Source organism: Bacillus sp. FSL M8-0049 (assembly GCF_038593355.1).
GTDB lineage: Bacteria > Bacillota > Bacilli > Bacillales > Bacillaceae > Bacillus > Bacillus safensis.
In genome coordinates this window covers 1,587,016-1,610,284 of record NZ_CP151986.1, presented here as the reverse complement: position 1 = coordinate 1,610,284, position 23,269 = coordinate 1,587,016, and the positions used below count along the sequence as shown (strand labels likewise).

At 39.6% G+C, this 23,269-nt stretch carries 24 protein-coding genes; 2 read left to right on the top strand and 22 right to left on the bottom strand.

Annotated elements, in window-relative coordinates:
• Position 1 precedes the first annotated feature (1 nt).
• From NSU13_RS08220 to NSU13_RS08210, 3 genes are read right to left on the bottom strand one after another with little or no spacing between them, the layout of a single operon-like run.
• Complete coding sequence (locus NSU13_RS08220; RefSeq protein WP_305933646.1) at positions 2-1,147, bottom strand: nucleotidyltransferase family protein; 1,146 nt, start codon at positions 1,145-1,147, stop codon at positions 2-4.
• A 6-nt stretch (positions 1,148-1,153) separates the two neighbouring features.
• A complete protein-coding gene (locus NSU13_RS08215) occupies positions 1,154-1,732 on the bottom strand; it encodes a CYTH domain-containing protein (protein ID WP_034281854.1) in 579 nt (192 codons plus the stop codon).
• Between the two features lie 19 nt (positions 1,733-1,751).
• Positions 1,752-2,765 (bottom strand): hypothetical protein, encoded by a 1,014-nt coding sequence (locus NSU13_RS08210; protein ID WP_180951430.1) that lies wholly within the window; start codon positions 2,763-2,765, stop codon positions 1,752-1,754.
• Between the two features lie 101 nt (positions 2,766-2,866).
• On the opposite strand from NSU13_RS08210, the gene NSU13_RS08205 reads away from it, so the two are divergent.
• Entirely contained in the window at positions 2,867-3,127 is a 261-nt protein-coding gene (locus tag NSU13_RS08205) for an acyl carrier protein (RefSeq protein WP_034281852.1), read from the top strand.
• On the opposite strand, the gene NSU13_RS08200 is transcribed toward NSU13_RS08205, so the two are convergent.
• The 3 genes from NSU13_RS08200 to NSU13_RS08190 form a co-directional block, all read right to left on the bottom strand.
• Entirely contained in the window at positions 3,114-4,832 is a 1,719-nt protein-coding gene (locus tag NSU13_RS08200; RefSeq protein ID WP_211042750.1) for an ABC transporter ATP-binding protein, read from the bottom strand. The two genes, NSU13_RS08205 and NSU13_RS08200, sit on opposite strands and share 14 nt — an antisense overlap.
• Positions 4,829-6,598 (bottom strand): ABC transporter ATP-binding protein, encoded by a 1,770-nt coding sequence (locus tag NSU13_RS08195; protein ID WP_180951431.1) that lies wholly within the window; start codon positions 6,596-6,598, stop codon positions 4,829-4,831. Before NSU13_RS08195 ends, NSU13_RS08200 begins: the two co-directional genes overlap by 4 nt.
• Positions 6,599-6,771: 173 nt before the next feature.
• Positions 6,772-7,692 carry an aminoglycoside phosphotransferase family protein gene (locus NSU13_RS08190; protein WP_342489975.1) on the bottom strand — a complete coding sequence of 307 codons (921 nt, stop codon included), beginning with the start codon at positions 7,690-7,692 and terminating at the stop codon, positions 6,772-6,774.
• Between the two features lie 169 nt (positions 7,693-7,861).
• On the opposite strand from NSU13_RS08190, the gene NSU13_RS08185 reads away from it, so the two are divergent.
• Positions 7,862-8,125, top strand: a complete 264-nt coding sequence (locus tag NSU13_RS08185) for an acyl carrier protein (protein ID WP_051627339.1) — start codon at positions 7,862-7,864, stop codon at positions 8,123-8,125.
• Between the two features lie 52 nt (positions 8,126-8,177).
• Here NSU13_RS08185 and NSU13_RS08180 read toward each other — a convergent pair whose 3' ends face one another.
• The 16 genes from NSU13_RS08180 to NSU13_RS08105 all read right to left on the bottom strand — a co-directional run bounded on the left by NSU13_RS08180 (position 8,178) and on the right by NSU13_RS08105 (position 23,247).
• Positions 8,178-9,410 carry a pitrilysin family protein gene (locus tag NSU13_RS08180; RefSeq protein WP_034281847.1) on the bottom strand — a complete coding sequence of 411 codons (1,233 nt, stop codon included), beginning with the start codon at positions 9,408-9,410 and terminating at the stop codon, positions 8,178-8,180.
• Positions 9,411-9,443: 33 nt separating this feature from the next.
• On the bottom strand, positions 9,444-10,397 hold the full coding sequence (locus NSU13_RS08175) for a polysaccharide deacetylase family protein (protein ID WP_342489974.1): 954 nt from the start codon (positions 10,395-10,397) through the stop codon (positions 9,444-9,446).
• Positions 10,398-10,521: 124 nt separating this feature from the next.
• Complete coding sequence (gene pnp / locus NSU13_RS08170; protein WP_024424134.1) at positions 10,522-12,639, bottom strand: polyribonucleotide nucleotidyltransferase; 2,118 nt, start codon at positions 12,637-12,639, stop codon at positions 10,522-10,524.
• Between the two features lie 181 nt (positions 12,640-12,820).
• Positions 12,821-13,090 (bottom strand): 30S ribosomal protein S15, encoded by a 270-nt coding sequence (rpsO, locus tag NSU13_RS08165; protein WP_008354438.1) that lies wholly within the window; start codon positions 13,088-13,090, stop codon positions 12,821-12,823.
• Positions 13,091-13,230: 140 nt separating this feature from the next.
• On the bottom strand, positions 13,231-14,196 hold the full coding sequence (ribF, locus tag NSU13_RS08160; protein ID WP_034281843.1) for a bifunctional riboflavin kinase/FAD synthetase: 966 nt from the start codon (positions 14,194-14,196) through the stop codon (positions 13,231-13,233).
• Positions 14,197-14,213: 17 nt separating this feature from the next.
• The gene (gene truB, locus NSU13_RS08155) at positions 14,214-15,143 is read right to left on the bottom strand and encodes a tRNA pseudouridine(55) synthase TruB (RefSeq protein ID WP_061109858.1); all 930 of its coding nucleotides are present in this window, start codon (positions 15,141-15,143) and stop codon (positions 14,214-14,216) included.
• Positions 15,144-15,211: 68 nt separating this feature from the next.
• Complete coding sequence (gene rbfA, locus NSU13_RS08150; protein ID WP_007499525.1) at positions 15,212-15,562, bottom strand: 30S ribosome-binding factor RbfA; 351 nt, start codon at positions 15,560-15,562, stop codon at positions 15,212-15,214.
• A 17-nt stretch (positions 15,563-15,579) separates the two neighbouring features.
• A complete protein-coding gene (locus NSU13_RS08145) occupies positions 15,580-15,858 on the bottom strand; it encodes a DUF503 domain-containing protein (protein ID WP_024424137.1) in 279 nt (92 codons plus the stop codon).
• On the bottom strand, positions 15,855-17,975 hold the full coding sequence (infB, locus tag NSU13_RS08140; protein ID WP_034281840.1) for a translation initiation factor IF-2: 2,121 nt from the start codon (positions 17,973-17,975) through the stop codon (positions 15,855-15,857). The genes NSU13_RS08145 and infB overlap by 4 nt, the downstream gene beginning before the upstream one ends.
• A gap of 19 nt (positions 17,976-17,994) precedes the next feature.
• Positions 17,995-18,297 carry a YlxQ family RNA-binding protein gene (locus NSU13_RS08135; protein WP_024424138.1) on the bottom strand — a complete coding sequence of 101 codons (303 nt, stop codon included), beginning with the start codon at positions 18,295-18,297 and terminating at the stop codon, positions 17,995-17,997.
• Positions 18,290-18,574, bottom strand: coding sequence for a YlxR family protein (locus NSU13_RS08130; RefSeq protein ID WP_024424139.1), 285 nt, complete (start codon positions 18,572-18,574; stop codon positions 18,290-18,292). Before NSU13_RS08130 ends, NSU13_RS08135 begins: the two co-directional genes overlap by 8 nt.
• A 15-nt stretch (positions 18,575-18,589) precedes the next feature.
• On the bottom strand, positions 18,590-19,705 hold the full coding sequence (gene nusA, locus NSU13_RS08125) for a transcription termination factor NusA (protein WP_024424140.1): 1,116 nt from the start codon (positions 19,703-19,705) through the stop codon (positions 18,590-18,592).
• A gap of 32 nt (positions 19,706-19,737) precedes the next feature.
• Positions 19,738-20,211, bottom strand: a complete 474-nt coding sequence (gene rimP / locus NSU13_RS08120; RefSeq protein ID WP_003211398.1) for a ribosome maturation factor RimP — start codon at positions 20,209-20,211, stop codon at positions 19,738-19,740.
• A gap of 700 nt (positions 20,212-20,911) precedes the next feature.
• Entirely contained in the window at positions 20,912-21,733 is an 822-nt protein-coding gene (locus tag NSU13_RS08115; protein ID WP_131631251.1) for a class I SAM-dependent methyltransferase, read from the bottom strand.
• Between the two features lie 25 nt (positions 21,734-21,758).
• Positions 21,759-22,424, bottom strand: coding sequence for a CPBP family intramembrane glutamic endopeptidase (locus NSU13_RS08110; RefSeq protein ID WP_061109856.1), 666 nt, complete (start codon positions 22,422-22,424; stop codon positions 21,759-21,761).
• A gap of 13 nt (positions 22,425-22,437) precedes the next feature.
• Entirely contained in the window at positions 22,438-23,247 is an 810-nt protein-coding gene (locus tag NSU13_RS08105; RefSeq protein ID WP_070325831.1) for a SagB/ThcOx family dehydrogenase, read from the bottom strand.
• Between the last annotated feature and the right edge of the window lie 22 nt (positions 23,248-23,269).

Here is a 23,269-nt window from a genome sequence, read left to right as displayed (position 1 = left end):
GCTATTGCCTTTCAGGAAATAGCTGTATGGCTGGTTCCTCTTCAAGCTCATTGCGATTATCCAAGCTGAAAAAACGTTCAATAAAGGATTTTTTCCATATTTTCGAAGAACCGAAATCATTCTCTCCATAGGCTTCTAAGAATGATTGGTCACTCATGTCTAGCTGCTTCAATTCGTCAATATAGTTCGTTTGGTACAGTAAATCTAAAAACGTAAACGTGTAAAAAAGTGCTTTCTCGGCCCCTAATTCCTTCGCTCTTTCTTGCAAAGCATGCCAATCAAGCTGATTTTGCTCTTCAGCAAACATGACGTACTCCCTTACATCACAAAACTTAATCAAATTAAGATCTGCATGTAAGTAGACATACTGTACGTTTGTTGCCTCCTTATATAGATGGAAGGCAAGATGGATAAGAAAATCTAACGGCTGAAGCAAATAGACATCTGTTTGAAAAAAGGGCTTTTCTTCAGCAGCATCCAGCAAGGCATTTGTTGCTTCGTAGTTTTTTTTCAGCTCAACATCATAAGAGAAATCGACCCGGTGTACCTTCAAAAAATCTTCTCCGCTTCGTTTAATATGTGAATAAAGATTCCCGGCATTTATTCTCCACATCATTTCTTCTTCTCTTTCAATCGGTATTTCCTGATCGGCAGCCCAGTCATATTTCCCGATGATAAACCCTTCCTTCTTGAGCAATGAAGAGGCATTCTTCCGGTCATCTGGATGAATTAAGAAATCAAGGTCTGACATCATTCGCAGTCCATAATCTTTGTACACAAGCGGGGTTAAAATGGCGCCTTTAAGGGGGACCGCTTTTAGCTTTGCATTTCGGAATGTTTGTAAAAGACGTTTGAATTCCTTGAATCTCTCCACATTTTTTTGACGATTCCCTATATAGTGATAGTGAAGCAAAAATTTGTATGTCGTCGTAATGTTTTTTTCATCATCAAGGCGAATTAAATGAGGCGTCATCAGCTGAAGCACCTTATGTCTTGATGCCAGTCCAATTAATTTAGGCATATCGATGCCATCTTTCAATAGAGCTCTAATAGACTCTTCTTCTTGTTCATTTAATTGAATACGTGAGCTAAGTAATAACAGCCTCTGCTCATTTGAGAGAGTGGATTGATCCAAAACAGCCCGCATGTTTGACTACTCCTTCCCGTAAAACGATTGAAATCTAGTGATAAATCGAGAGCGCTTTCCTTTTCGATTGGCTGGCATGTCCAAATCATCAGTTAGTGTATGAAACAATTGATCTGCCTCATATGCTTTTTCACTGTCATATTCAATTTCCAGTTCATAATCTGTGATGCCAAGATAGCTGCTTTGATCCAAATCGATTTTGATGCCTTTCTCAATGTAAAAGGTTGTTCGCTCAGTGACCAATAGCCCTAACAATTCTGGCTGTTGAGTGATTGTAATTGGTAAAGACGTCATGATGTTCTGTACATCTAGTTTTTGCGGTAACTCCTCAATAGGTAATGACGTTTCTTCTCTTACTCTTTTATAGCCAGACGTTTGGCTGGGACATTTGATTTCAAGTGTTAGTTTGCCGCTGATTTGACGGATACGTACGGTATAACCAAATCGTTTTAATAAAAAATCTGGTGTGTCGTAATAGTAATTGAAATTAAGAACATAAGTAGGTGTATGATATTGAATGAACATGTCATATATGTGCTGAAAATCTGTTTGTGACAACAAATATTTGTACTCCTGCTCAACCATAATTCACCTCCAAAAAGTCTTACACGACAATGTCGGTTTGCTCAAGAAGCTCTTGAATGAGGGCAGTGCCTTTCTCTAAAGAAGTAAATGCCTGTTTTAATGAGTAACAGGGCACCTTTTCCGCTAGTGCGTTAAGGAATGGTTCTAGCTCTTCGGGTGTTGGCAATGTGAAATATGGTAATAAGAATTCATTATGTCTTCCTGGATTAATGACTGCATGCTGCTTCAAACGTTCCGCTGCTTCCTGCGGAGTCATTTTCGAAAGTTCTGCCCCAGTTTGCCCGTGAGGTAAAAATTCAGGAAACACAATCACATCGATTTTTCCCATTGTTTTGACTTCACGTAAAAACCATTTTTCTAGCTCCTCTGGATATACAAAATGATAGCTTTTATCATCCTCGTTAAATGGATGACTCGATGTTTGGAGTCTGTATGGGGTACCTAGCTTTTCAATGGCTTCAAACGAATCTTTCCGAATACTCATAGATCTCGGCCAGCCAGTTCCTGTGTACTCGGTGTTCGTATATGAAACACCTATATCATCGTTTGTGATATATCGAGCATCGGTTAATGATAATAAGGATAAGATGGTGGACGTTTTCCCTGCCCTTGATCCGCCCACTAGGGCAATTCCCTTTTGATTCATCTCCATCATGCCCCCATGCAAATAGATGAGTCCATCCTGATAACACAAAAGGCGAAGCAAAACTCTTATTAACCGAAGCGCATGCTGGGCTGTCCATCTGACATCTTTTGGTTCATCTATCACAATGATTTTTTTCTCTCCGTCATACAGGTAGCGGCAGCGGGGCTCCATCTTCGTTTGGTAAAAGACTTCTTCAAGAGGTATTTCTTTTTGTATTTCTTGTGCATATTTACTGGTTAGAATCGTCCAAACGTCACCTTCATGTTTTTCTGTTATTTTGCTGCAGTCAATATATGGATGCACTTTACTTATCACTAAATTCTGAACTGATTCATCTGCACCTAATACGACACGAACATCATTTTTTTGATAGCTTACATATGACAATGAATGCCACCCCTTATGATAGATTTATAAAAACAATTGCATTTTTTTCCTTAATCAACCAAAATGTAACATATATCAATCTCTTAGAAAGGAGCCGCGACATGAATGAACTGACAATAACTGAAGTTGAAGAAAAAATTGTACAGCTTGTCATGAATAAGTTGTCTCTCAATGAGCAGCCAAGCCGAGATGATAGTTTAAAAGCTTTAGGATTAAATTCTGTCCAAATCGTCTCTTTTGTTATTTCATTAGAAGACACCTTTCATATTGCCTTTGAAGACGAAGAATTACACCCTGACCACTTCCGCACCTTAGAACGACTCTTCACTTTAGTTAAAAACAAACTGACTAAGACGCTGTAATTACCTGGGCCATAAATAAAGAGCGGTAATGCGAGGAGGCTTCCATCAGCTCCTCATGAGTACCGCAGCTTTGAACAGCACCGCCTTCAAGTACATAGATTAAATCTGCATTTTGTATGGTCGATAACCTGTGTGCAATCACAAGCAAGGTACCGCCTCCTTTGGCATCGTCTATCCCTTTTTGAACCTTCCTTTCTGTCTGCCGATCTAGCGCGGAGGTCGCCTCATCTAATATAAGTAAATCAGCCTGTTTTAAAAGCGCTCTGGCGATAGCTAAACGCTGTCTTTGTCCTCCTGATAAGGAAATTCCCCTCTCTCCAATGACTGTGTCAAAACCTTTTTCAAGCCCTTTGATGAAGGAAAGAATTTGTGCAACTTCACAAGCCTGTTCAAGTTGTTCTTCGGTCACATCATGTAATCCCATGATTAAATTCAGGCGTATCGTGTCTGGGAAAAAATAGGGCTCTTGCGGGACAACGGCTATTCGCTTTAATAAATGAGATGGATTGATCTCTGATAGATCAACCCCATTCACTAAAATTCCCCCGCTGTCTGGCCGGTAAAGTCCAAGTGTAAGCTTTGAAATCGTTGATTTCCCGCTGCCGCTCGCTCCAACAATCGCCACTTTCCTTCCCTTTGGAATATGAAGATTCAAGCCGTCTAAAGCGCCTTTAGATGTTTGTTCATAAGAAAAGCAAACATCTTCAAACACCACGTCTTCTACAGCATCTATTCGTTTTGTTCCTTTTTCTTCGTTTTCCATTTGCAGCACTTCTGCGATTCGGTGAACAGATGCACGCTGCTGGAAAAATTCAAATACATACTGGAATAACTCTTGATAACTCTTCATTAATTGAGATGCATATTGGTAAATGACGACAAATAAACCGATGGACATGTTTCCTGCTGCTACTTGATATGTGCCAAACACTAGAACTGATAGTATCCCAAACCATTTCAATGGCTCTGTTAAAAAAAGAAGCTTGTTTTGAAACTTACCTTCCTTCATGACAAGATCCATCATTTTGTTAAACAGCTTTTCATACAAACCGATTTCCCACTTGCGTCGATCGAATGCGACAACTTCCCTTGTAGAAGAAATGCCTTCTTCTACATGCACGAATAGGTCTGATCTTCTCTCCTGCACATCTTTTGCTATGTTTGTTGCCGTTTTCGCCATTTTTTTACCGACAATAAAATAACAAGCGCTTGCAAAGAGAAGCAAGAAAAATAAGACAGAACTCACAGATAGCAAAATGATAGATAAAACAATGGCCATAAAAATCGTTTGTACAATTTTCGGTATATGTAAAGCAGCCGTAACAGCAACTGTCTTTACATCTTGATTAAGTTTGTGTAAATAAAAACTAACTGGGTGAGTTTTATATGATCTCATGGATACTTGCTGAAGCTGATCTAACATCATTTTCTGCAATGAATGATGGATGGTCAGATAGTTTTTATGCATCACATATGGGCTGGCAACAAACATCACAACATATACAAGAAATATAATGGCAAACAGCATCAAGATCTGGGAGAAATGTTGACTGATACCACTATTCAAAAGAACATCATCAATGAGCCACTTTTGCAGTCCTATCATGGCTAAATTAGCTGCTGCTTCAATCAAAACGAGTAAAAGAGCAAGGATGAGCATCCATTTTTGCCTTGTGATCAAAAGAAACAGCCAATTTTTTCTCATGTTACACCTGCCTCCTTTTCTGAGCGGTCAGACGCCAATTGATAAAAATGCCCTTTTTTCCTCATCAATTCATGAAATGGTCCAGTTTCTAACACACAACCATCTTTTATAAAAATAATTCTGTCAAAATGGCTGACCGTTGATAAACGATGCGCAACTGCAATGACAGTAGACTCCTTAAATGTTTGGTGTAATGCATGCTGGACTTTTTGCTCACTGACATTGTCAAGAGATGCTGTGGCTTCGTCGAGTAATACAACCCTTGGATTTTTAGCAAATAGCCTGGCAATCGCTATTTTTTGCTTTTGCCCTCCGGAAAGTTTTAATCCCCTTTCCCCGAGTATGGTATCGTATCCATTTTCTAACTCTCTTATAAATGAATCACAGTCTGCTTTTTTTGCGGCTTCAATGATCTGTTGATCTGAAAGACTTGTATCTCCAAAACGAATATTGTCCTTTACACTCATATTAAATAAGAACGTTTCTTGAAAAACAAATCCCATCGCACCTCTTATTTGACTAGTAGGTAAACGGCGCAAATCAACTCCATTCATTGTAATCATCCCGGATGAGGGATCATAAAAGCGTCCAATTAACTTAAGAAGCGATGTTTTCCCTCCGCCGCTTGTACCGACAAGCGCTACTTTTTCACCCTTCCGAATATGTAGATTCATCTCTTTTAATAAAGGAGGATGATTTGGATAATGAAAACTGACGTCATGAAACACGATATCGCCTTCTACATGATCAAGGTACACCGGCTGCTGAGGCTCTCTAATATCAGGTGTTTTTTTCATAAAATGATATAAAGGTTCAATTTGAAATGTTAATATTCGTTGTTCTGTTAAAAGTGTGACAATGGAAGTAAGCATATGCATCGCTGAAAAATAATATAATATATATGCCACAAAACCACCTGTCGTTAGCTGTCCAGTCTTTACAAGGTGGATACCAATACCAAAAGTGGCAAGAGCGCCAATATAATAAGTCAGCCTGCGGTTGCTTCCTCGTAAATAGGCGAAAAAAACATTTTTCTCATGATCTTGGCGCACTTTTTCATGGAGTTTTTGAATTCGTTCCATATCCCATTTCATATAGCCTAAAATTCTAAGCTCTTCCATCGAAGCAAGACTTTCGTATAATTTTGTTTGCAGCGTGCGAAAACCTTCTGCACTTTGTCTACCGTAGATCGTGGCCTTTTTTTCAAGCCATGGCCCAAAGACATAGTAGAGAATAAAACTTGGAATGATGATTAGTGTGAGAAAAATAGAAATGTTTATCATAAAGTAAAGTGAGATGGCGATAAATAATATCTGATTGATAAATTGTGGGAAGTATCGTCTGTAAATTTCTTGTACAGCTCGTGTCTGTGTGTTAACAAAGGAGAGTGTTTCACTAACAGAATGTTGTTCGTAGTATGAGAAACCAAGTTGACGGATTTGCTGGAAGGCAGCAAATTGTGAATCTCTTGAGGCTTGTTCAATTAATTTTCTTTGCCATAAATTTCGTGCGGCTGTCAGTATAATACCGAGTACAATTAAGCCAGTCAGTCCTAACAATAAACCATTCATTTTTGAAAAGTCTTTTGCTGGCAAAATGGTCTCAATAAAATATTGAATAAATTTAGGTATGATGAGCTCGCTCAAGGTAATAACGAAACCACTCATAATAACTAGAATCACTTTACCTGTATAAGGCTTTAAGAATGAAAGTGTCCATAAATAAACACGCCATAACTGCTTTGAATCCTTGTCGATTTGTTTCAATCCATCACCAGCCTTTTGCTCTTTTTCAACAAAAAACGGAATTTTTTTACATCTTTTTCGATCCTTGTTTGGATTATATAAAATGTTTTTAGTCATGACAATGTGTAATTTGCATCATTATAACAAAAAAGGCAGTGACTTCCATCACTGCCCAATCGTCCTATATTTCACTGTTATCTAGTGATACGCGCATACCACTGAGGCTCTATTTGATTAAAATAATCATGTTCTTTTAGCACATTTTCTAGTCTTTCAATCATCTTATCCATTTGACCCGGATCGAATTTAATAACCCACATAATCGATGAAAAGATACTCATTGCGACATAAACAGAGTAAAGCAGCCAAAAATCATCTGGAATGTTCCCATCAAAATATCCATTGATTTGACCAGCTGAAAAAGCTTCACTTGTTTCTCTGCTGAAAAGAGCTACTTTATAAAAATCGTGAATGGGATCTCCCCAGTCAAAATTGTTAAAATCAATAACACCTGCATATTTATGATTGTTGACAATAATGTTCCCTAAATGAAAATCATCGTGCTGAAATTGATTAGGTCTGCCTTTCACAATATGTAAGTGCTTTGCTATAAACTGAGCCACTTTTTCATCCCCTTCAAGGGAGATACCGCTTTCTCGGTAAGCAGTTAAATATCGATGATGCTTTTTAATGACACGATCTTCCCAAGGTTCAATGTGTGAAGGTGCCGGATATTTGTGCATATTTCGTAAATCCTGACCTGCACTTACCCCGATAGCATACTGCTGTTCTTCAGTTAACTGACTCATGATTTCTTTTGCTTCCTGGCCTTCTATAAACGATAAAACATAGTACACTTGCTGTTTTGCTTCTATAACACCGATATTCACTGGATCAGCACACTGAACACCATGACGTCTTAATTCGGAAAGCAGCTCAAACTGCATCTTTATTTTGTCATACTGGTCTTGATCTGTGAATCGAAGGACATATTTTTCACCTGACACCGTAGTTATGACCCATTTTTCATCCCGAGAATATCCTTTATCAATGTGGTCTATGCTGACCGCTTCTTTTAATAAGGGAATGTGCTGCATAAGGTCTGTTTTATTCATGGATTGATTCATCCTTCCAGTCTCTTTTCTTCTCACTCTACCAAATATTTCATTTGAATAGAATGATCAACAATTCCTATTTATGTCGAAACTGCTTTACAATGTTTTTCCATTCTAATATAGTTAATTTATGTAAATGATAGAAAATTTGTAAAAGGGAGCGTTGCAGATGAATGAAACGACAGATGTCCTTTCACTTTCAAGTCAAGTAAAAGATTTGGTTCTGCGTTCTTTGGATGATAGCAGCAAGGTTTCTATTGGTGCAGATGAGGAATTAACAAATCACGGTCTCGATTCGATTAAAGCAGTTTCACTCATTTTGGAATTAGAAGAGGTTTTTGATATTCAATTTGCAGATGAGGAATTACTGACAGAGCACTTTTCAACAATCAATAAAATTGTTCATCAGCTGCAAAACAAGTTAGCTGATTAATCTTTTTTGTATCAAAAAAAAGGCATCTCTTTAAAAGACATGCCTTTTTTGTTTAAGCAGAAGGTACATCACCCGTCGGACTAATAAGCGAGAGCGCATAATCTTCTGTAAAGATGCGTTTAGATAAGTTATTCACGCCGTCTAATGTGACGCTGTTGATTTCATCAATAATTTCATCGAGTGTCCGATGTTTGCCAAGGAGCAGTTCATTTTTACCGTTTCGGCTCATTTTGCTGTTTGTGCTTTCAAGGCTGAGCATAAGGTTGCCTTTCATTTGCTCCTTAGAGTTCTCTAGTTCTTTCTGCGTGATTCCCTCACGTTTTAAGACGTCTAATGTTTGTAAGATGGTCTCAGAGAGCAGGTTTAGCTGTTTCGCTCCAGTTCCGCCATAAATCGTCAGCATTCCATTATCTGCAAATGAACTGTGATAGCTGAAGACGGAATAAGCAAGTCCTTTGTCCTCTCTTACATCTTGGAATAATCGGCTGCTCATGCTTCCGCCAAGAACATTATTTAAGACGATTAAGTCATAGATGCCCTTATCTCCAGCTGGAAGGCCATTAAAGCCCAGGCATAGGTGCGCTTGTTCCGTTTCCTTTTTGCGTGTGAGCTTGCCATAATGAAATGCTGGAGCTTCTACAGGCTGCTTTTTCCCTTTTCCTTCATAAGAACCGAACAGCTTTTCAACCTCGCGAATAAAGGTCTCATCTACGTTCCCTGCAACTGAGATCACGACGCGGTCCGGGGTATAGAATTCATCCATGTATTTTCTAAGTGAGTCTCCGTTAAAGGTTGAGAGTGTTTCCTCTGTTCCTAAAATCGGATATCCTAATGAATGATCACCATAAATGGCTTTGCTTAATAAATCATGAACGATGTCATCAGGAGTATCCTCATACATTTTAATTTCTTCGTACACCACATTTTTTTCTTTTTTCAGCTCTTCTTCATCAAAAGCTGAGTGAAAGAACATGTCGCTTAATACATCGAGGGCGTAGCCAGCATGTGAATCAAGCACCTTCGCATAGTAGCAAGTGTATTCTTTTGATGTAAAGGCATTCACCTGACCACCAATGCGGTCAAAGGATTCTGCGATATCACGTGCAGATCTTGTCTTTGTTCCTTTAAAGAACATATGCTCTAAAAAGTGTGAGATTCCATTAATTTCAGGTGTCTCATGTCTAGAGCCTGTTCCAATCCAGACGCCAATTGCGACAGACCTTACAGTGGGATTGTTTTCGAGTACAATTCTTACTCCGTTTTGGCATGTATACGTTTTGACCAAGTTTTGCTCCTCCTATTCAACAAACAGATCGCATCACGGATGTCTTTTTTCACTTAGGAGGTCAGAAACCGTCCCTAATTCATATCCTCTTTCTTTAATTTGAGTGATAAGTGCGTCAAGACTTTTCGCTGTTGCATCTGTTGGATGCATTAATATCATCGCCCCATTGTGAATTTTCCCAAGCACCCGCTTTTGTAAAATAGCCGGGGATGGTTTTTGCCAGTCGATGGTGTCTACTGTCCACATAATGGTTTCCATGCCTTCTTGTTTGGCAAGCTTGACTGTTTCTTCTTTAAAGCTGCCGCTTGGAGGCGCAAACCATTTTGGTTTCTTCCCAAGGGATTCTTCAATTTGGCGATTTGTTTTCGTTATCTGCTCTAATGCTCGTTCTCTTGTCAGTGTGCGCATATCTGGGTGATTGTATGAATGATTTCCAATTTCATGACCATCTGCCGTGATTTTTTTAGCAAGCTCTGTGCTTTTTTTCACCCATTTGCCTTCTAAGAAAAAGGTCGCCTTGACTTGATGCTTTTCCAGCGTCTTTAACATGTTGATTAAATGCTCGTCACCCCAAGCTACGTTGATGAGGAATGCATTCATTTTTTTATCTGGATGTCCCTTATAAATGGGCTCTGGACCAAGCTCATGTAAATGAATAGATGGTTTTGTTTCATTAAAAACAAGCAGCTTTTCATCGAATGACCCCTGTTTCTTCATTTTTTCATAAGAGGCATCGACATCAACTGTCTGTCCATTTAAGCCAGGCATCTTTTTCCACACTTTATCAATCTTAGCATTTTGCGCCTTTACTTCATAGTCAGAAGACTTCGATTCAATTTCCTGAAATAAAATATCTTTTGAAACAGATGCAACCTCGGCATGCTCTTTCATTGATTCAATATATGTAACAGCAGCCGGCTGCTTCATCGTTTGATATGACACGAGCAGTAAAAATACAAACACAATGAATGGTAACGTTTTTTTCAATGGTTGTCCCTCCCCTATACCACAAATTATGATGGGGAGAAACAAGCTAGAACTATTGTTAGCGCAAGAAAAGAAAGAAGCCTGGCACGGATACCTGGCTTCTAACACATTTTATTTGATCTCATTAAGACTGCTTTTCTTCTTTTTCCTTTTCTTCACGTAAAACAGCTTTTCGAGAAAGGTTCACACGGCCTTGTTTATCGATTTCAGTGACTTTGACAAGTAATTCATCGCCAAGTTTCACGACATCTTCTACTTTGCCCACACGCTCAAGCGCAAGCTCAGAAATATGAACAAGTCCATCTTTTCCACTGAAGATTTCAAGGAAGGCACCGAATTTTTCAATGCGTTTGACTTTACCTAGGTAAAGCTGTCCTACTTCAACTTCTCTCACAAGATCTTCAATAATTTTCTTCGCTTTTTGGTTCATATCTTCTTCTGTAGAAGAAATAAAGATTGTACCATCTTGTTCAATATCGATTTTCACACCGGTATCTTCAATGATTTTATTGATTTGTTTACCGCTTGGTCCAATGACATCGCGAATTTTATCCGGATTGATTGTCATCGTTAAGATTTTAGGTGCATAACGAGACAATTCTCCTCTAGAAGCAGGAATTGTTGACAGCATACTGTCTAAAATTTCCATTCTTCCTTTTTTCGCTTGTTGAAGAGCCTCTTCTAAGATGTCTTTTGATAGACCATCGATTTTGATGTCCATTTGAAGGGCTGTTACACCTTTTGATGTACCTGCAACTTTAAAGTCCATATCTCCAAGTGCATCTTCCATTCCTTGAATGTCTGTCAGCACTGTGTAGTATTCACCAGATTTCACAAGTCCCATTGCAATCCCTGCAACTGGTGCTTTAATTGGAACACCGGCATCCATCATCGCAAGTGTGCTTGCGCAAATACTTGCTTGTGAAGTAGATCCGTTAGATTCTAATACCTCTGAAACGAGGCGAACCGTATAAGGGAAATCTTTTTCGGATGGAATGACTGGTTCTAGTGCACGTTCACCTAGTGCACCATGCCCGATCTCACGACGGCCTGGACCGCGCATTGGACCTGTCTCACCAACACTGAATTGCGGGAAGTTGTAATGGTGCATGAAGCGTTTTGATTCTTCAACACCTAAACCATCAAGAATTTGCACATCGCCAAGTGCACCTAATGTACAAATACTGAGCGCCTGTGTTTGTCCTCTTGTAAATAGGCCTGAACCGTGCGTTCTTGGCAGAAGTCCTACTTCTGAAGAAAGTGGACGGATTTGATCTACGCCGCGTCCATCTGGACGTACTTTCTCTTCAGTAATCAGACGGCGAACTTCGTTTTTGACAAGCTTGTTTAATACATCTTTCGCTTGTTTAATCGTTGCTTCGTCACGTTCTTCTGCTTCAAACTTCTCAACTACAGCTTTTTTCACAGCACTGATTGCATCCTCACGCGCATGCTTCTCATGTACTTGAATCGCTTTCAGCAGGTCAGCTTCAGCAAGTGCTTTTACTTCGTCTGCTAACGTTTGATCTACTTCATATAAAGGAATATCGATTTTTTCCTTACCGACTGCCTTCACAATTTCTTCTTGGAATTCGATTAAGCGTTTGATCTCCTGGTGACCGTACATGATCGCTTCAAGCATTGTTTCTTCCGGTACTTCATCAGCACCAGCTTCTACCATGTTGATCGCATCTTTTGTTCCGGCAACCACAAGATTGATGTCACTTTGTTCAAGCTGCTCCACATTCGGGTTAATGATCAGCTTTCCATCCACTCGTCCTACTGTAACGCCGGCGATTGGTCCCTCAAATGGAATGTCAGACACACATAAAGCTAAAGATGAGCCAAACATTGCAGCCATTTCAGATGAGCAATCTTGATCCACACTCATGACGATACTAATGACTTGTACTTCGTTTCTAAATCCATCTGCAAACAGCGGACGAATTGGTCTGTCAATTAAGCGGCTGGCAAGGATCGCCTTTTCACTTGGACGGCCTTCTCTTTTAATGAAGCCGCCAGGAATTTTACCTACTGCGTATAGTCTTTCTTCGTAGTTCACAGTGAGCGGGAAGAAATCAAGTGGTTTTGGTTCTTTAGAAGCTGTTGCTGAGCTAAGCACAGCCGTATCTCCGTAGCGTACGAGGACCGCTCCGTTTGCTTGCTTTGCAAGCTGGCCAGTTTCAACTGTCAGTTGACGTCCAGCCCAGTCTATGGTGAAGACATGTTTCTCTTGTCCCATTCTGAGATAAACTCCTCTCTTATCGTAAAGTTTTAGTTAGTTCTTATTATGAACAAAATGATTTTCACATATCAATGTGAAAGCTGTATGTAGAAGGGTTTTTGCCATTCTTTCAACATTTTAACCATAAAATATTAGTGATTATACGATAAAAAAGCGGGAATCCTCCCGCTTTTTACGATTATCGACGTAAGCCTAGTTTGTTAATTAACTCACGGTAACGAGTTACGTCTTTATTACGTAGATACGTAAGAAGATTACGACGTCTACCTACCATTTTCAAAAGACCGCGACGTGAGTGGTGATCTTTCTTATGAGTACGTAAATGCTCGTTCAAGTTGTTAATTGATTCTGTTAGGACAGCGATCTGAACTTCTGGAGATCCAGTATCAGATTCGTGTGTTTTGAACTCATTAATTAATTGCGTTTTACGCTCTTGAGTAATAGCCATCCTGTTTCACCTCCAAATCATGTTAGCCCCATCTACCTCGCAACCGTCGGTGAAGTCGGCCTGCCAAGTAAGTGGTTTTAAAGCTACAGGAATAATCATACTAAAAATATGCTGAATTTGCAAATGGTAGAGCAGTTTTTCTATGATTTTTTTGTTTGCTTGAGCTGATCTTGAAAAAACTGAATCGCTTCTTCTTTATCTTGACTGATTTGAGCCGTCAGCTCCTGGATTCCGTTAAATTTTCGTTCACTGCGAATGCGCTTGAACCATTGTAATTTAATCGGCTGGCCATATATTTCTTCGTTAAAATCAAAAAGGTTTACTTCAATGGCAGGCTGATCAGGACGTTTTTCATAAAATGTTGGTTTATAGCCGACATTACAAACGCCGTCATATACTTTACCTTTTACTTCTGCTCTTACTGCATATACCCCTGTTGGCGGAATAATGTATTCAGCAGATAAGCCGACATTAGCTGTCGGAAATCCGATCGTCCGTCCGCGTTTGTCTCCATGGATGACAATGCCGCGAAGCTGATAAGGTTTTCCTAAAAGCTCGCTCACATATTCAACATCCCCATTTTTTAATGCGGAACGGATGAGAGTGGAACTGACTTTTCGGTCTTGATTGGACAGCTTAGGTACGATGGTTGCATTGATACGGCCTTTTCCGTATTCATCGAACGTTTCCATTGTACCTGCACCAAAACGGCCAAACGTAAAATCAAACCCCGCTACTGCGTGCTTCACATTCAATTCATCCAAATATTGATCCACAAACTCTTGAGGAGATAGAGCTGCAAAGCTCTCGCTGAATTGTACGATGTATAAATAGTCAGCGCCCAGCTGTTCGATAAAATCAATTTTATCCTCAAGCGGTGTAATTAAGTCTTTTGGTTCCCGTGCCTTTTGCAAAACATGTGATGGATGCGGATGAAAGGTCATGACTGCTAAGGCCAATCCTTCTTTTTTCGCAATGCTTTTCGCTTCGTCAATGACTTTTTGATGCCCGAGGTGAACACCGTCAAAGTACCCTAAAGCCATGACAGACGGGACTTGATCTTTTTGATTCAATGTATGTGGGTGTGAAATATGTATAGTCTTCACGAGATGTCACCTTTTCTTTAAGATTGCTTGTCCTGAGATAAGATCTTCGCCGGCTTCATCAGGTTCTGTTTGGTCGGGTGCTTCATATATATTGCCAGACAACGACCTGAAGGAGCAAAAACAGCGACACGATCCGCCTCTGCGAAATGAGCAAATTCATCAGGCATTGGCAGGACTGCACCGTTTTCCACTTTACTTGCTAATGTATCATTTATCTCCCATTTCGGCAAATGATTGAGCGCACGCTCGATCGGGACAAGGTGCTCATCTACAGTTCCTTCCTCGCTTATATCTCGCAGCTCATCCAGCGTAATACATTCATCAAGTGTAAAATCACCAGACCCCGTACGAATAAGATGTGACATGTGGGCTGGAAACCCTAGTTTCTTCCCGATATCAACCGCTAAGGTCCTCACATACGTTCCCTTTGAGCATAGAACAGTAAACCTAAATGACACGCTGCCATCCTCATATGTGACAGGTGTAGTCCGCTCGATACGGTGAATAGTAATTTCTCGGCTTGGCCGCTCAATTTCGATACCCTCTCTTGCATACTCATAGAGCTTTTTCCCGCCAATTTTCACAGCAGAAAACATGGGAGGAATTTGTTCAATGGTTCCTTCAAACTGCTTCAGCGCCGCATCAATTTCTTTTTCTGAGATCGGTTTTTCCACCTTTTTTTCTTCTACGATCTCACCTGTTTGGTCTTCTGTTGTTGTAGAAAAGCCAATCGTGATTTCTGCATCGTATGTTTTCGATTTATCTGTTAAGTATTCTACAATCTTCGTTGCTCTTCCGATACAAATAGGCAGAACACCTGAAACCTCTGGGTCGAGGGTGCCTGTATGGCCGACTTTTTTTGTGTGTAAAATTTTTCTTACTTTAAACACGCAGTCGTGTGAGGTCATGCCTCTTTCTTTATGTAATAAAAGAACACCATTTATCATATGCGTTCTCTCCTTTCATAAACGATGAAAAAGGACAGACGATCATCGCCTATCCTTATTTCAACGTCTTATTCGTGATCTTTTGTGTTTAATTCAGCAATCAGGCTTTCAATTCGGTTTCCGTAGTCTACAGATTCGTCGAATTCAAAATGCAGTTCTGGTGTTTTGCGAAGTCTGATTCGATTGCCAATTTCAGAGCGGATATACCCTTTAGCCTTTGCAAGGCCTTTTAAGGTTTCCTCTCTTTTCTTCTCGTCGCCAAGAACAGAAATGTAGACTTTGGCAATTTGCAAATCACCGGATACTTCGACATCGGTTACAGTCAAAAAGCCGATTCTTGGATCTTTTAGCTTTCTGCCTAAGATGTCGCCCAATTCTTTTTTCATTTGCTCACCCACACGGGTTGCTCTCATACTCATGATCTTATCACCTCTAATTAAAACCACTCAGTTTTCGTGATCGTTCGTTCAATTTCAGGAAAAGAATCGATAAAGCTTAATACACGCTGAAGCTCCTTTTCCACTTGAACCCGAGATGAGGAAATCACGGCGATTCCAATTGATGTACGCTGCCATGTATCCTGGTAATCCATTTCAGCAATGGTTACATTGAATTTATGACGCGTTCTTGTCAATATACGCTGAAGAACCGCACGTTTTTCCTTCAGTGAGGATGCATCATAGATCATGCACTCACATTCGGTATAACCGATCATTTTCTTTCGATTTCTTGCATAACGAATGATTCCATGACATCACCTTCACGGATATCATTGTATTTCTTAATGGTAATACCACATTCATAGCCTTGTGAAACTTCTTTCACATCATCTTTAAATCGTTTTAACACGTCAACTTCGCCTTCAAAAATAACGACGCCGTCACGGATTAAGCGGATTCCGCTATCTCTTGTAATCGTTCCTTCAGTTACATAGCCGCCCGCAATTGTACCGATTTTAGATACTTTGAACGTTTGACGAACTTCAACTTGACCGATGACTTTTTCTTCATATTCAGGGTCAAGCATTCCTTTCATCGCAGCTTCAATTTCATCGATGACTTTATAAATAATGCGGTGCAAGCGGATATCAACGTTCTCAGTCTCAGCTGTGCTCTTCGCATTTCCATCAGGACGTACGTTAAAGCCAATTACGATGGCATTAGAAGCACTTGCTAAAATGATGTCTGATTCTGTAATCGCTCCAACACCCGTATGGATGATTTTCACTTTTACGCCTTCGACTTCTATTTTTTGAAGAGCTGCTGTTAATGCTTCAGCAGAGCCTTGTACGTCTGCTTTCACGATCAAGTTGATATCTTTTACGTCACCTTGTTTGATTTGCTCAAATAGGTCGTCTAGAGATAATTTTGCTTTATCTGAACGCTGTTCGTCCAGCTGTTTAGAAGCACGCGCCTCACCGACTTGACGAGCTGTTTTTTCATCTTTGAATACGAGGAACTGATCCCCTGCATTCGGTACATCGTTTAAACCAGTGATTTCAACAGGTGTAGATGGTCCTGCTGTTTTCACGCGGCGGCCGATGTCATTGACCATTGCACGTACACGGCCAAATGTATTTCCGACAACGATTGGGTCACCTACTTGAAGTGTACCTGTTTGAACAAGAAGGGTTGCAACAGAACCTCTTCCTTTATCAAGCTCAGCCTCGATGACAGTCCCTTTTGCCGCACGATTTGGATTGGCTTTCAGTTCTGCAACTTCGCTGACAAGAAGGATCATTTCGATCAATTCGTCGATGCCTTCACCTGTTTTCGCAGATAGTGGAACGAAAATGGTTTCGCCGCCCCAAGCTTCTGGTACAAGACCATGCTCAGTTAATTCCTGCATCACGCGGTCAGGGTTCGCTGTTGGTTTGTCAATTTTGTTCACAGCGACAATGATTGGCACTTCTGCCGCTTTCGCATGGTTAATCGCTTCAATTGTTTGCGGCATGACGCCATCATCTGCTGCAACGACTAGAATTGTCGTATCCGTTACTTCGGCACCACGTGCACGCATCGTTGTAAATGCTGCGTGTCCAGGTGTATCAAGGAACGTAATTTTTTTGCCATTTTCTTCGATTTGGTATGCACCGATATGCTGCGTGATTCCACCTGCTTCGCCTTCGACGACTTTTGTCTTACGGATGCTGTCAAGAAGAGTTGTTTTCCCGTGGTCAACGTGTCCCATGATCGTTACAACTGGAGGGCGTACTTGCATATCTTCTTCTTTATCTTCAACTTCATACTTTTCAAGTTCAGTTTCTTCTAAAATGATGACTTCCTCAACTGGAACACCATATTCAGAAGCGATTAATTCAACTGTATCTTTATCAAGTTCTTGGTTGATTGTTGCCATGACACCAAGCATCATCAGCTTTTTAATGATTTCAGCTGATTCTTTTCCAAGCTCATCAGCCAGCTGGCCGACAGTCATTGAATTTGTAAATTCAATTTTTTCAGGAAGCTCTTTTTTAGGCTTCACAGGTCTAGCTTGCTGATGCTGCGGTTTGTTATTTCCACCGCGTTTGTTTTTGTTTTTATTTTGGTTGTTGTTTTTTTTGTTTTTATTAAATTGATTATTCTGCACGTCATTCTTCTTTCTATCATTGTTTTTGTTAGATGATTGTTTTTTTTGTTCTGCGGGTTTCTCGTTAGCTGTCTCTTTTGCTTTGGCTTTTTTATAGATAGCGTCTAGCTTTTTCACAGTGTCGTCTTCAAGCGTCGCCATGTGGTTGTTCACTTCCACGTTCATATCCTTAAGCGCTGCTATAATATCTTTACTTGAAACATCTATGGCTTTTGCGTATTCATATACTCTCACTTTAGCCATTCGTTCACCCCCAAATAAATTAATCGAGCAAGCTTATGAGCTTCTTAGCGAAGCCTTGGTCAGTGACAGCGACAACTACGCGAGCTTCTTTCCCAATAGAACGTCCGAGAACGGAACGGTCTTCAACTTTTCTAACCGGAACATTATAAAATTTGCATTTGTCAGATACCTTTTTCTCTGTGTTAGATGAGGCATCTGCTGCAAGAAGAACCAGCTTAGCACGCGCATGTCTAATTTCTTTGATCACCAGATCTTCTCCTGACACGACTTTACGAGCTCGATTTGCTAGACCAAGCAAAGGATACCATTCAGATTCATTCATTAGGTTTTTTCACCTTTTCAGCTAGTTCTAGTAATTCTTCAAATATGTGTTCGTCAATCTGTGTCTGAAATTGCTGCTGTAAACTGCGTTTGTTCTTTGCCGCAAGAATAGTTTCTTTATCGAGAGAAAGGTAAGCTCCGCGTCCGTTCATTTTTCCGGTAGCGTCAACAGACACTTCTCCTTCTTTAGAACGAACAACACGGATCAGTTCTTTCTTTGGTTTCATTTCTCCCGTCACGACGCATTTTCTAAGCGGGATTTTTTTTCGGCTTTTCACCTTTAATATCACCTCTTATTCGTCAGATTCCTCAGCTACTGGTTCAGCCTCTAAGAAAAGAGATTCAGAGTCTTCAGTTCTTGGGAAAATACCGAGTTCCCTTGCATCTGTTTCGCTTTTAATGTCGATTTTCCAGCTGGTCAGCTTCGCTGCAAGGCGGGCATTTTGACCTCTTTTACCAATCGCTAATGACAGCTGATAATCAGGGACAATAACTGTTGTCGCCTTGTCTTCTTCATTCACAATGACATCAAGTACTTTTGATGGACTCAGCGCATTGGCAACAAATTCAACCGGGTCATTAGACCAATGAACAATGTCAATTTTTTCGCCTTTTAGCTCGTTGACAATTGCTTGTACACGCTGGCCCTTTGGTCCAACACAGGAGCCAACTGGATCAACATCAGGATCATCTGTACGAACAGATATTTTAGAACGGTCCCCAGCTTCTCTAGCAACCGATTTAAGCTCTACAGTACCATCATAAATTTCTGGCACTTCAATTTCAAATAAACGCTTTAAAAGACCTGGATGTGTTCTAGACACATAAATTTGTGGTCCTTTTGTTGTTTTTTCTACTTTTGTAATGAACACTTTAATGCGGTCATGCGGTTTGTATTCTTCATTTGGCATTTGTTCATTGACAGGAAGAAGGGCTTCAATTTTGCCAAGTGACACGTAAATAAATTTACTGTCAATCCGCTGAACGATTCCCGTCATAATGTCTTCCTCGCGGTCGATGAACTCAGTGTAGATCACACCACGCTCTGCTTCTCTCACACGCTGCGTCACAACTTGTTTCGCTGTCTGAGCTGCAATACGTCCAAAGTCTTTTGGTGTGACTTCAATCTCAACGACGTCACCAACCATGTAATTCGGGTTAATATTGGCTGCATCATCTACAGAGATTTCAAGGCGAGAATCATACACTTCATCTACAACATCTTTTCTTGCGAACACACGAATCGTTCCCGTTTCGCGGTTTAAATCAACACGAACATTTTGTGCTTGATTAAAATTACGCTTATATGCAGAAATGAGTGCAGCTTCTATCGCTTCAATTATAATTTCTTTACTAATACCCTTCTCTTTCTCAAGAACAGTCAGGGCATCTAACAACTCACTACTCATTTTTATGGTTCCCCCTTATATCAATGAAAAGGTTAATTGAACGAAACTGCTAATCTTGCGTTAGCTATTTTCTCGTATGGAATATTGATCTCTTTCTTTCTTGTCTTGATCTTCACTGTCACTGTTGCAATCTCACCATCAAAGCTTGTAAGCTCACCTTCAAATGCTTTTTCACCATCAATTGGTTCATATGTTTTCATGAAAACATTTTTTCCAAGTGCTTTTTCAAAATCAGCTTTTTTCTTTAATGGGCGCTCCGCTCCAGGAGAGGACACTTCAAGAAAGTAGTTTTGGCTAATCGGATCTGCCTCATCAAGCTTTTCGCTCAAGGCTTCGCTCACTTTGGCACACTCTTCGATATCGACACCTTTATCAGAGTCAATAAACACGCGAAGGAACCAGTTTTGACCCTCTTTGACAAATTCAACATCAACGAGTTCAAGCTGTAAGCCATCTAAAATTGGCTGCACCATTTCGCTTACGACATCCACTACTTTTTTGCTCATTCTCTTCCTCCTTGTGCTTTCGATAAACGCTCTTATCAATCATTCTGCATAAAAACCCTGCTTTATGTGAGCAGGGGGAGCAGAAAACGGATGAATAATGTCGAGACAAAAATTGCCTGTTCAATACAAAAGAGCGGGTTTCCCCACTCTTGTCTCGGTAATCGTTAGCATTTCCATAAAAACTATACCATATCCAATTTTTTTATGCAAATGAAGTTCCTCCTTATAATAGGTACTCGCTCATCGATTAATGCAGCATGTTCAGTACCATTAATACCTCTCTCTTCCTTTATATATAAACGGAAAGCCACTATGAACAGAGCGGACTGATAATAATGCACCTGAATACAATGAGCGAACAACAGAGCTCCCTGTGAAAGAAAGTAACATCTACACTAAGTCATCTCTAATTCCAAAAAACTTTGTATGACACAGTATGGTTATTCATATAGAAGCAAAGAGTGTATCAGTAAACAGCCTTCACTTTCCACTTTCTCAACCCCCCTAATGGATAAGTACTTCAACGTTAAAGAAATAAGCAGTTCAATTTTAATCACCCTGCCTTTCTCCTTCACTTCAGAGAAACGCGTTCTCATTTTTAGGGAATCGCAATTTAAAAATCATTCATATTGAACTCTCCGAAGAGCAGGCAGAGACTAAACGGATAACCTTCATATTATACATAGAGAAAGAATCATGTTTATATGGAATGAATGTATCCAGACTGTTTAATCAGCCATGCATGTAAAAGTAAAGGTGTCTTCTGTGCTGAACTGCTATATTCATCTGGAACCTGCCTTAAGGTGTGCTGTAAATTTTCATTTCCTATTAACGATAAAAATTCCATACTAAATGGGCTGAATCCTCCAATTATAGAAGTACCAATCTTATACTTTACATCTTTTCTAGGTTGGGTAATATAGGTGAGTAACTGCTCGAACTCAGATAATGTCAATGAGGCGTGATATTGATCATATAAATACAGTTCTTCTTCTTTGTTCTGAACTGAACTCATTCCACTTTCTATACTATCTCGATTTAAATCAACTATATAAATAATAGATTCATTTGATAAATAAGGAAGGAACTGTTCTAATAATGCTACAGGATCTTCAAATAGCCCAAAACACAGATGTATTAAAATCGCATCATAACTTTTCGCATGTGATGAAAAATTTTCGATATCTGTACAAATAAAATTAGCTTTTATATTCAATTGATTTGCACAATGTATGGCTTCCTCTGATGAATCAATTCCTGTCAAATCAGCTAGAGGTAATTGCTTAGATAAATACTCAAGCATCTGCCCTTGTCCACATCCTATATCTAAAATAGAGGCAGGCTTTTTTTTGAATGTTAGTTGATAATAAGAAATGAAAGTTTCAGCTGATAGACATCGAGTAAATGGCGTTTCTCGATTATCATAATTTGAACTTATTTTTCTTTTTTCTGGATCCAAAAACCATGACTGAGCCAGCGCTCTTTTTCCTTTAAGCTCTTTCATCTTTTCTAGTATTATCACAGGGTTTACCACCTTTATAAAAGCCTCACCAATCAGTTTCAGATAATACGGGAGGTTTCGTTTTGAAGTTGTTTATTTTGAGAGGTTGAAAAAAATGAATGAACAGATTATGTGAAATATGAAATGCTATCGCTGCTAGAATACCAAATGTTAAGTATGAAATAACTGTGATGAATGTAAAAAGCGACATATAAGCAATAGACTTAACACCGCCTATTGGTATATGCAGCAAGATAAATCCTATTGAACTGATACAAATCGATACCGCCACAGATTCCACAGAATTTGTTAGTAATAATAACGGAAGAAAGAACCGCCAAATCAATTCTTCTGATAGAGCAGTTAATGGAAGAAAAAAGATTGAATCAACATTGACAGCATATCTGCCTCTAAATGCAACAACTTTGTTTTTTAATTTCCATAGAACTGACGGTAATAGGACACCTAATAAAAAGAAGAATAAAATACCATACACATTTTTATTATTAGAAATTTCAACTAAGAGCTCTTGAGAAAATGCTCCACAGCATATAGATGCTCCGATTATCGTGAATCCATCATAGCTCCTCTGAGGAGTGATATATGTTATTAACTTTCGATCGGATATTGGTTTATCTCTCTTGATTTTGATAACCATTTTAGAGCTTAAGGGACCCAAAAAGTGAAGGAGGATCCCTAAAGCTGCTACCATTGAAATCATCTATTTAAGTACCCGCAATCAATGTATAAATTGGAGCGTCATCTACTCCATTAAATCCACCGATCAGTTCCATTAACTCATCATCGATAAACCCTCCGAATGGTCGGCTATTAATCTTCTGTGCAGTAGATAGCAAAATCATATTTTGCATGACATGTCCTGCCTCCATAAAAACGAAGCGATAAGAACGATGTCCATACTTAAATCGAGAACGCCAAAAATTCGCTGAAATGACTACGGCAAATGCAAAATCTTGAACGGATTCTTCTTGTAACATTATTTTCTCAAATTCTTTTTCAGAGTAATCACCCATTTTAGTCAATCCTTTTCTATACGGATCGAAATGATAAATACCTTTGTCTAAAGAATCCACTTTGTTGGCTACAATAAATAGATCTAGAGGATAAAGTGCCCCGCCAGATGGTATAGGGCGTCTAGGTCCTTCTTTACGCTCTACCAATCCATAACTCTTCTGTAAAACTGTTGAGAGTTGTTCTAATGAAACACTCCCCCCGCTAAAATAATCTGCACTTTTTCGTTCCTGAATGACATCGTCTAAAGATATATTTGTATTTAATGGTTTAGGTAGTAAAATTAAAGGCAGGTCGTCAAATCTTTTACTTGCATGTGTAGCAATCTTTTGCAAAGTTTGAGATCGCAGCAGCCCTGCAACACCAGGTGCGTCCCATGCCATTGAACCCCTATAGATTTTTGTTGCCTCAAACCAATTTTCAGAAGGATCATCAAACCGTAATGCTTCGTTTCCATACACAACATCAGCCAAATTAGTAGCATGTCTTTCAATACTATTCATATATTTAATCACCTTTCTACGA